The following is an 8699-nucleotide window of genomic DNA, read 5'->3' as shown; positions in this document are numbered from 1 at the left end:
GTGATACCACTGCGGAGTGGTAGTTCAGTTGGTTAGAATACCGGCCTGTCACGCCGGGGGTCGCGGGTTCGAGTCCCGTCCACTCCGCCACTTATATTAAGCCTCAGTCGAAAGACTGGGGCTTTTTCGTTAATGCGAGTATATTTTTCCCTTCAATCGAATGAGTCCTGCGGAAAGGCCTATTAGTAGCCCGGAACCGCTGCCACTTATATTAAGCTTCACTTGAAAGACTAAGATTTTTGGTATCTGTAGGACCAGCTTTCTCTGTAACCAAGTTGCACAATTCTAGTTGAATGTAATCTTGCCCATTTCTCTACAGATTCGAGCCTATAGTAAATGCTGGGGACTGATGGGTTATGCCGGTCATTAGGCCAGAGAATTCGCATAAGCTAGCTCGTATTCTGCATTCTTGTCACTGCGTATTTCGTTAACGCTCCTCTCTAATAAGAGTTTTCTACTGCTACTTCGCAAATATTCATCGTTCTAGTGTTCTGGATAGTCCCTAGGAGAATGGATTACTGGAGTTTGTTACCGCTAGTCTGATTTAGTCATTGGAAGAGAATGAGCGTCTAGACTGTTAAGAGAATAAAGTCATTCGAACATTCATGTCTTTTAGAAAACTTTGTTTTCTTTGCTGATCTTGCTAGTAAAGATTAACCTAAGAGGAGTTCTCGTAGGAGTAAGTTTGATGATGCAACAAATAAAAAATGAAACCTTGAAATCCGTATTTAAACAATGGTCTTCCGAAGAGGGAATTGTGGTCATCAACCCTGCAACTGAGCAAGAGTTAGTTCGACTAAAGCCCAGTGCTCTTGAGGAATTAGATGACATTATTGGTAAGTGTAAAACCGAGCAAATTCGCTGGGCAAAGTTAAGTGCTAAAGAGCGCTCTCGTCGCTTGAAAAAGTGGTATCAATTACTCCTTGATAATGCAGAAGACATTGCCACAATTATTACCTTAGAGCAGGGAAAACCATTAACCGAGAGTAAAGGGGAGGTGATGTATGGCGCCTCTTTTGTCGAGTGGTTTTCAGAAGAAGCCAAACGTGCTTATGGCGAAGTTATACCAGCCCCCACGACAGATCGACGTCTGTCTGCTATTCGCCAGCCTGTAGGGGTATGCGCTGCAATTACGCCGTGGAACTTCCCTATTGCGATGATTACAAGAAAAGCAGCACCAGCCCTAGCGGCAGGCTGTGGTATGCTGATTAAACCCTCTGAGCTTACCCCTCTTACTGCAATTGCTGTTGTTGAATTAGCTTATCAGGCAGGAATCCCAAAAGAACTGCTTCCTGTGGTGGTATCAGAGCAGGCAGCTGAGTTTGGCCTAGTACTAAGTACTGATCCTAGGATTAAGAAAGTTTCTTTTACGGGCTCTACGCGAGTCGGGAAGATTTTGATGAAACAAGCCAGTGACTCTGTCAAAGCGGTTTCGATGGAGTTAGGTGGTAATGCACCTTTTATTGTTTTTGACGATGCAGATTTAGATGTGGCTGCGGAAGGGCTTGTCGCTTCGAAGTTCCGTAATGCAGGGCAAACATGTGTTTGTACCAATCGGCTGTATGTCCATGAAGATGTAAAACAAGCTTTTATTGAAAAAGTATTGTCGAAGTTAAACAAATTACAGCTTGGTAATGGTTTAGAGAAAGGTGTCACATTAGGTCCTGTTATTACGATGGCTTCTAAACATCGCCTAGAGGCAGTGATCGATCAAGCCGTACAAGAAGGAGCTTCTATTGCCAACTCTCCACAGAGGCGCCCTGGGCGCTTTATGGAGCCCGTTCTTTTGGATAGCGTCAAGCAGCATATGTCGATTGTTCAGCAAGAGCTATTCGGGCCTGTGTTACCTATTATTACCTTTGAGAATGATGAACAAGTTCTCGGAATGGCGAATGACACAGAGTATGGTTTGGCTTGTTACTTCTACACGAATAACTTCAAGCGTATTGTTGCTTTCAGCGAAGGTCTGGAATACGGCATGGTTGGTGTCAATGAGGGGATTATTTCTACTGAGGTGGCCCCGTTTGGTGGAGTGAAAGAGTCAGGAGTTGGCCGAGAAGGTGCGAAACAAGGGCTCGATGAATATTTGGAGACAAAGTATATTTGTCTCGGTGGTTTAAGCTGAGTTGGTTGATTTAAGCAAAAAGCTGGGTTTTACCTGGCTTTTTTGATCTGGGAGATGTGTGCCACCCACTATGATTATTATTTATTGGTGAACATTGCTTATGGAGGGACTATCGATAGAAAGCAGAGTTGTTGGTGAGCAGATATTCCACTCTAAGTTAAGAGATGCCTTCAAGGTAATGATCTAAACTCTGATTTTCTTTCCTGAGTGACATGAGTAGAAAAGAGTTTGACTTTAAACCAATGCAAAAAAGCCGTATCAAGAGATACGGCTTTTTCTAATATGGCTCCTCCTACTGGACTCGAACCAGTGACCTGCGGATTAACAGTCCGTCGCTCTACCAACTGAGCTAAGGAGGAACAAATTTTAATAAGTGGTGCCGACTACCGGAATCGAACTGGTGACCTACTGATTACAAGTCAGTTGCTCTACCTACTGAGCTAAGTCGGCACATTTTCGTTAATAAGTAATCGACTTACTAACTGAAAAATGGCTCCTCCTACTGGACTCGAACCAGTGACCTGCGGATTAACAGTCCGTCGCTCTACCAACTGAGCTAAGGAGGAATTGTCTTTTTAAAAGAATAAATGGTGCCGACTACCGGAATCGAACTGGTGACCTACTGATTACAAGTCAGTTGCTCTACCTACTGAGCTAAGTCGGCACACTATATTCTTTAACTATTGTTCGTGCTAAGCACCAACAATTAATAAATTGTGGTGCCCGGAGGCGGAATCGAACCACCGACACGAGGATTTTCAATCCTCTGCTCTACCGACTGAGCTATCCGGGCGACGAGGTGTATTAAACGGTTTTTCGGCTCTTAGGTCAACCATAAAATTAAAATAAAATATCGTTTGATGAAAATGTGCTCGGAGTGGGCTGTTTTTATGCATTTTTGATACAAATACACCATTAACTAAGCTTTCTTTAATGGAGAGATAGGAGTTTGAAAGTAGAGTAAATGGATAAAAACAAAAAAAGCACGCTTGAAAACGTGCTTTATACTAAACAATTGACTTTAACCTAGTGCTTTACAGAGAACTTGTTTACCCAACCTTCTAGCTCATCTGCCAGCGAAGCTAAACTTTGAGTGCTTGATTGGCTCTCCGTTACCACAGAGTTGAGCTGGCTTCCGCTTTCCTCGATAAGATTGACGCGCAGCGCAATATCATCGCTAACCTGAGTTTGTTCGGCTGCTGCGGTCGCGATCTGCTGACTCATTGCGGTGATAGATTCTAACGCCGTTACAATTTGCTGCAGAGCTTCAGAGGCATTCTTAGACTCTGTTACTGTGCCCTCACTGGTTTCTGCACACACTTCCATTGTGTGAATAGCGTTACGGGAACCTTCTTGCAGGTTGGAGATCATATGCTGAATCTCTTTAGTGCTATCTTGTGTTCGGCCTGCCAGGTTACGCACCTCGTCGGCAACAACGGCAAAGCCTCGACCTTGCTCTCCGGCACGTGCTGCTTCAATGGCAGCATTGAGTGCGAGTAAGTTTGTTTGCTCTGCAATATCGCCAATTACATCGAGCACTTTCACTATACTATTTACATCCTGATCTAGATCGGCGACCGCTTTACTTGCAGTATTTAATTGAGAAGCCAAACCTTGAATGTTTTCAACAGTACTGTGAATCAGCTTCTGAGTATGCTGACTTTGTTTATCGGCTTCGTCTGTGTTGTTTGCTGTATCACTTGCCGAGTTGGCAACATGGTTGGCTGAAGATGCCATTTCAGTCATCGCAGTGGCAATCATTGCTGTTGACTGCTGCTGAGATACGGTGAGATCGGCAATCGTATTTGAGCGAGATTCTACGGCAGATAACTCAGCGCGCAGTGCGTGCATGGATTTCTCAAGGTTTGTCACCATGCTGGCTAGCGATTGACTCATATCTTGCACCGCACGATAGATACTTCCTCTCGGCGCCACTGCATCAAAACTGGTCTGAATGTCGCCTTGTGCGACAGCTTGAACGGCTTTGCGCACATCGTTTGGCTCTCCACCAAGTAGATTGAGCATCTTGCGAATCGAGATTATCAGGCCACCGAGAATACTCCCCGCGATAACTAAACACAGTACAAGCTGCCATTGAGCGGTAGCCCAGAAGCGAGCATTCACCTCATTAAAGCCGATCCCTGTACCTACAACCCAGCCCCAATGTGGTGTTTTCTCGGCAATAGAGTGTTTTTCTTCAATGCTTCCGTCGGCCTGCTTTTGACTCCAAGTATATTCGATGATTTGACCTGTTTTGCGCCCCAAAACATCTAAGATAAGTTGGCCGACGCTGTTGCCATCTCCATCACGAAAGTCGTGAAAGCTTGTTCCATGTAATTGAGGGTCAAGCGGAGCTGCAACAAAAATCATGTTCTCATCTGCGACATAAACGTATTCGTTGTCTTTGTAGATATTATTACGGAGTAGGCGAGTGGCTAATGATTTCGCTTCGTCCTCTGGCATTTTGCCTTCGATAGCCATTTTTTCTACTTCGGTAAGAATGCTGTACGCACTTTTGAATAGCTCAGTAACCCGAGCTTTGTTATCAAGGTTACTTGCGACGCGAAGTGTCCATAAGCCCGTTGCGGTCAGTGCTAGGAGTGCTAGCAATATGATCGCAGATAATAAATAGGCTTGAGTTTTTAGTTTCATATTTAGCTCACAAATAAAGTGTCATCACTATGCAAGGCATAGCTAAAAGAAGAAATGTAATAACTCGGGCATCTTAGTGAAGATGAATATGAGCGCATACTAGTGCGTATTGAAATTATGATGAGGATTAAATTTTTAGCGTAAAATAAGTGTTTTTTAGAGATTGGGCTTAATATTTTGCGATGCTAGAAACAGAGAAACAGAGAAACAGAGAAACAGAGAAACAGAGAAACAGAGAAACAGAGAAACAGAGAAACAGAGAAACAGAGAAAATGAAATGAGCGTAGGGCAGATGCCAAAAAGCCGCATCAAAAGATGCGGCTTTTTAAAAATGGCTCCTCCTACTGGACTCGAACCAGTGACCTGCGGATTAACAGTCCGTCGCTCTACCAACTGAGCTAAGGAGGAATTATTCGTGTATCGTGTTTAGCAATGACACCAAATAATGGTGCCTCGAGGCGGAATCGAACCACCGACACGAGGATTTTCAATCCTCTGCTCTACCGACTGAGCTATCGAGGCAAAAGAATGGTGCCGACTACCGGAATCGAACTGGTGACCTACTGATTACAAGTCAGTTGCTCTACCTACTGAGCTAAGTCGGCACACTTTATTCTTTTTAGAAGAGATGAACTCTTCGTTTTAAGAATCTCATTTTCATGAAATTCTTGAATTTGGCTCCTCCTACTGGACTCGAACCAGTGACCTGCGGATTAACAGTCCGTCGCTCTACCAACTGAGCTAAGGAGGAACTATCCTGTTTTGTGTCTTGCCAATGATTTAAATTAAGCAAGCGCACCAAATATGGTGCCTCGAGGCGGAATCGAACCACCGACACGAGGATTTTCAATCCTCTGCTCTACCGACTGAGCTATCGAGGCAAAAGAATGGTGCCGACTACCGGAATCGAACTGGTGACCTACTGATTACAAGTCAGTTGCTCTACCTACTGAGCTAAGTCGGCACGCTTTATTCTTTGTGCTTTTGTCCGTGTTATAACATTTCGTTAAGACACCAACAAATCAAATTGTGGTGCCCGGAGGCGGAATCGAACCACCGACACGAGGATTTTCAATCCTCTGCTCTACCGACTGAGCTATCCGGGCGACGGAGCGCTATTAAACGGATTTTCCCGCTTTGCGTCAACCACTTTTTTTAAATAATTTCAAAAAAGTGCTTGTTCGAACGCTTTTTATTCAACTATCACTACAAAGTTTGCTTTGAGTTAAATTCCTTTTTGAAATTTGTAACTTTTTCTAGGTAACGACGTGCTTCTGCGTTCGGATGTTTCTTAGTTAGTGCCCAATAAACTTGGTTGGGTTGCAACGAATTAAGATCTTGCATTGCGCGTTTGCGATCGCTGCGATGGAATGTGTTTAAAACACCTCCAGTACCACCATTGTAAGCGGAAATCATACTGTACTCGAGAGAGGTAGGGTGATGGACTTCTCTTAAATAACGATTTTTTAAAATGTAGAAATACGCAGTACCGGTATCGATGTTGTTTTCTGGATTAAACAAATATTCCGGGCTTGGTTGGCCTGAGCGCTTTTTCACGAGCTTGAATACGTCTCGACCGGCGGTTTTAGGTACAACTTGCATTAAGCCATACGCATTTGCCCAACTTACTGCGTACGGGTTGAAGCTGCTCTCGGTTTTAATAATGGCGTATATCAAATCTTCTGGAATATCGTATTTCTTGGAAGCTCGGCGCACGATATCGGCGTATTGGTAGCTGCGTGTTGAAAAATGGTCTTCAACCATGGGGATTTCGACGTAATACGCTTTCTTGAAATCAACGTCTTTGGTCTTGATTTTGTTTGCGATGAGATACTCCGCAAATCGGTTTGCCCGCCAAGACCACTGAATTGGCTTATTGTCTTGATCGACAACTTGTTTATACAGAAATGGTTGCCCTTCTAACGTGATTCCTTTTGAGGAGAACAAGTCGACGTGAGCTGGATCGTCTGGCGTGAGTAAGGTAGTGACAATCGCCTCTTTGAGGTGCTTTTGGGGCTCGGTCGGTGATACGGTTTCAATCGTGATCACGCCTTTGCGAAAGTCGACTTCGGCACGGCTAAGGTAGTTATCGATATATTTGACGTAATTACTTTTGCCTGCGTACTTAATTTCTTTTTTACCCCAGCGCTTTTGAATATTACCAGAGAAACTATTGATCAGGGCATCCAACGCGGCGGTATCTTTTTCAAATTGTCCAGGTAGCTCAGCTAAGTTATTGGCAAAACGGTTTGTGGGCTCGTAGTTGACGTCATAAATCTTTTCGACGAATTCACGGCTACAGCCAGCCATTAAAAGTGCGGCAGCAATAAAGACAATTTTTTTCATAAGTATCAGGGCTATTGAAGGTAATAGAAAAATGACACCACAAGTGGTTGTGATGTCATTGTTTTAACTCAAGCGACTTTATTCGCTCGGCGGTGTGTAACCTTCGATATGAACGTCTTTTCCTTCAAAGAGGAAGTTTACCATTTCTGTTTCGATCAGTTTTCGGTGCTCTGGATCCATCATGTTGAGTTTCTTTTCGTTGATCAACATGGTTTGTTTGTGTTGCCACTGAGCCCACGCTTCTTTCGAGATGTTGTCGAAAATGCGTTTACCTAGTTCACCAGGGTAAAGTTGAAAGTCTAGACCTTCGCCTTCTTTTTTTAGTCGAGCACAAAATACAGTGCGGCTCATAATGACTCCTTGTATTCAATTAACGAAGTTCGTGGGGTAGCGCTTCCAGCAATAGTTTTACTGGCGCGGCTAAACCGACTTCTTCAGGTTTAGATAAGTTATACCAAAGACCTTTGTTGCCTTCCATTATCACGTCCGGTTGCTTTGATAAATCAATCAAAATTGGCGTGATATCGAGGTGGTAATGGCTAAAGGTATGGCGAAAGGTAATCAGTGTTTGCTGCTGCTTGATATTGCTGGCTTGAATGCCACGTTGATCCAGTAGCAATTCAATGTCGCTTTCTACATCCACATGTTCGGTTTGTGGGAAGCAAAATAAGCCACCCCAAATGCCTGTTTGTGGTCTTTGTTCTAACCACACTTCATGACCATTTTCGGTGTTGTGGTGAAGCATTACAAAACGAGTTTGCTTGATTGGCTTGTTTTTTTTCGGTTTTTTACCCGGGTAGTCGAGCACATTGCCTTGTTGTTTTGCCACACACAGATCCGCAACAGGGCAGAGGCTACATTTGGGTTTGCTGCGTGTGCAGACCATCGCGCCCATGTCCATCATTGCCTGGTTATACTTATCTACGTCCGTTTGTGGGGTATGCGTTTCGGCAATTTCCCACAGCTGGTTTTCAACCTTTTTTTGTCCTGGCCATCCTTCGACTGCGAAACAGCGGGATAGGGTGCGCTTCACGTTGCCATCAAGAATCGCATGTGGTTGTTTATACACAGACGATAAAACGGCGGCTGCGGTAGAGCGGCCAATCCCCGGTAAGGCGTTCATTTTCTCTATATCAAGAGGAAACTCACCATTGTATGTAGAGGCGACCTCTTGTGCTGCTTTGTGAAGGTTACGGGCTCGGGCGTAATACCCTAAGCCAGTCCAAAGGTGCAGGACTTCATCTTGCTCAGCATTGGCAAGATCGATCACGGTTGGAAAACGCTCCAAGAAACGTTGGTAATACGGAATAACCGTAGTGACCTGAGTTTGCTGAAGCATGATTTCAGACAACCAGACACTGTATGCGGTCTTATTTTGTTGCCACGGAAGATCTTTTCTTCCATATGCGTCATACCATTCTAGGATGGCACTGGCGAAAGGTGTCACGACTTGCTCTATATTCTATTATTGGTTAGGTGCAAAATTGCACCACATAATGGGCAAGAAGTACAACGGATAAACAGTAGGGATATAAAGAGGTGTGCTATTGCTTTTGGGCTGCCATAGGCCAAGAGC

At 44.2% G+C, this 8699-nt stretch carries 5 protein-coding genes and 13 tRNA genes; 2 read left to right on the top strand and 16 right to left on the bottom strand.

Going from position 1 to position 8699, the window contains the following annotated elements; all coding sequences use genetic code 11:
• Nucleotides 1-13: 13 nt before the first annotated feature.
• Together FKN08_RS21245 and FKN08_RS21240 are read left to right on the top strand one after the other, a co-directional pair.
• Nucleotides 14-90 (top strand) — tRNA-Asp (locus FKN08_RS21245).
• 598 nt (nucleotides 91-688) lie between these two features.
• Nucleotides 689-2125: an NAD-dependent succinate-semialdehyde dehydrogenase gene (locus FKN08_RS21240; RefSeq protein ID WP_170892842.1), complete on the top strand. Its 1437-nt coding sequence runs from the start codon at nucleotides 689-691 to the stop codon at nucleotides 2123-2125.
• Nucleotides 2126-2408: 283 nt separating this feature from the next.
• Here FKN08_RS21240 and FKN08_RS21235 read toward each other — a convergent pair.
• The 16 genes from FKN08_RS21235 to mutY all read right to left on the bottom strand — a co-directional run bounded on the left by FKN08_RS21235 (nucleotide 2409) and on the right by mutY (nucleotide 8570).
• A tRNA-Asn gene (locus tag FKN08_RS21235) sits at nucleotides 2409-2484 on the bottom strand.
• A 15-nt stretch (nucleotides 2485-2499) separates the two neighbouring features.
• Nucleotides 2500-2575: transfer RNA gene (locus tag FKN08_RS21230), tRNA-Thr, on the bottom strand.
• 40 nt (nucleotides 2576-2615) lie between these two features.
• A tRNA-Asn gene (locus FKN08_RS21225) sits at nucleotides 2616-2691 on the bottom strand.
• Nucleotides 2692-2713: 22 nt separating this feature from the next.
• A tRNA-Thr gene (locus FKN08_RS21220) sits at nucleotides 2714-2789 on the bottom strand.
• A 53-nt stretch (nucleotides 2790-2842) separates the two neighbouring features.
• Nucleotides 2843-2918 (bottom strand) — tRNA-Phe (locus FKN08_RS21215).
• A 233-nt stretch (nucleotides 2919-3151) separates the two neighbouring features.
• On the bottom strand, nucleotides 3152-4777 hold the full coding sequence (locus FKN08_RS21210; RefSeq protein ID WP_047008839.1) for a methyl-accepting chemotaxis protein: 1626 nt from the start codon (nucleotides 4775-4777) through the stop codon (nucleotides 3152-3154).
• 332 nt (nucleotides 4778-5109) lie between these two features.
• Nucleotides 5110-5185: transfer RNA gene (locus tag FKN08_RS21205), tRNA-Asn, on the bottom strand.
• 38 nt (nucleotides 5186-5223) lie between these two features.
• A tRNA-Phe gene (locus tag FKN08_RS21200) sits at nucleotides 5224-5299 on the bottom strand.
• Between the two features lie 7 nt (nucleotides 5300-5306).
• A tRNA-Thr gene (locus FKN08_RS21195) sits at nucleotides 5307-5382 on the bottom strand.
• Between the two features lie 70 nt (nucleotides 5383-5452).
• Nucleotides 5453-5528 (bottom strand) — tRNA-Asn (locus FKN08_RS21190).
• 54 nt (nucleotides 5529-5582) lie between these two features.
• A tRNA-Phe gene (locus FKN08_RS21185) sits at nucleotides 5583-5658 on the bottom strand.
• A gap of 7 nt (nucleotides 5659-5665) precedes the next feature.
• A tRNA-Thr gene (locus tag FKN08_RS21180) sits at nucleotides 5666-5741 on the bottom strand.
• A gap of 66 nt (nucleotides 5742-5807) precedes the next feature.
• A tRNA-Phe gene (locus FKN08_RS21175) sits at nucleotides 5808-5883 on the bottom strand.
• A gap of 100 nt (nucleotides 5884-5983) precedes the next feature.
• Nucleotides 5984-7123 carry a membrane-bound lytic murein transglycosylase MltC gene (mltC, locus tag FKN08_RS21170; protein ID WP_005393998.1) on the bottom strand — a complete coding sequence of 380 codons (1140 nt, stop codon included), beginning with the start codon at nucleotides 7121-7123 and terminating at the stop codon, nucleotides 5984-5986.
• Between the two features lie 78 nt (nucleotides 7124-7201).
• A complete protein-coding gene (locus tag FKN08_RS21165) occupies nucleotides 7202-7474 on the bottom strand; it encodes an oxidative damage protection protein (protein WP_005381002.1) in 273 nt (90 codons plus the stop codon).
• A gap of 19 nt (nucleotides 7475-7493) precedes the next feature.
• Entirely contained in the window at nucleotides 7494-8570 is a 1077-nt protein-coding gene (gene mutY, locus FKN08_RS21160) for an A/G-specific adenine glycosylase (protein WP_047008837.1), read from the bottom strand.
• Nucleotides 8571-8699 lie beyond the last annotated feature (129 nt).

It is taken from the genome of Vibrio sp. 1-2 (7-a) (assembly GCF_013048515.1).
Lineage (GTDB): Bacteria > Pseudomonadota > Gammaproteobacteria > Enterobacterales > Vibrionaceae > Vibrio > Vibrio diabolicus.
This window is presented reverse-complemented; position numbering and strand designations above follow the sequence as displayed.

Coding starts and splice junctions, on each gene's coding strand:
- FKN08_RS21240 (WP_170892842.1), top strand. CDS start 689: ATGATGCAACAAATAAAAAATGAAACCTTGAAATCCGTATTTAAACAA.
- mltC (WP_005393998.1), bottom strand. CDS start 7,123: ATGAAAAAAATTGTCTTTATTGCTGCCGCACTTTTAATGGCTGGCTGT.
- FKN08_RS21165 (WP_005381002.1), bottom strand. CDS start 7,474: ATGAGCCGCACTGTATTTTGTGCTCGACTAAAAAAAGAAGGCGAAGGT.
- FKN08_RS21210 (WP_047008839.1), bottom strand. CDS start 4,777: ATGAAACTAAAAACTCAAGCCTATTTATTATCTGCGATCATATTGCTA.